Here is a 365-nt window from a genome sequence, read left to right on the forward strand (position 1 = left end):
CCCATGCTGTATTGATATCCTTTGCCCGAACAAGACAGTAGATATGCATGGATGAGTAACGAAGTAGATCATACAGAAGGTGTACTCCCAGAAATCCAGTGCATCCAGTTATAAGTGCATTGGATAATTCATGGGAAGCTTCTTGAACGGGTAAAATATGATCTCCAAGTTTTGTTTCTGCGATGAGATCCACTTGAGCCATCGGTAGTGGAATACCGGATATGAGCTTTGCAATCTCACGAACAGTTGTATGTTTAAAAAGTTTGTCAACAGGCAGGTCCACACCCATCTCCTGGCTGATACGCTGGGTGAGACGAATGGCCAGCAGGGAGTCACCACCTAAATGGAAGAAGTTGTCGTGTATC

At 44.7% G+C, this 365-nt stretch carries 1 protein-coding gene; it reads right to left on the reverse strand.

Features of this window, described 5'->3' with window-relative positions; translation table 11 throughout:
- Positions 1-364, reverse strand: a 364-nt coding sequence (locus tag E1189_RS00265; RefSeq protein ID WP_329601861.1) for a phosphopantetheine-binding protein, incomplete at its 3' end; no start/stop codon positions are given.
- Between the last annotated feature and the right edge of the window lies 1 nt (position 365).

It is taken from the genome of Parendozoicomonas verongulae, assembly GCF_009711465.1.
Classification (GTDB): Bacteria; Pseudomonadota; Gammaproteobacteria; order Pseudomonadales; family Endozoicomonadaceae; genus Sansalvadorimonas; species Sansalvadorimonas verongulae.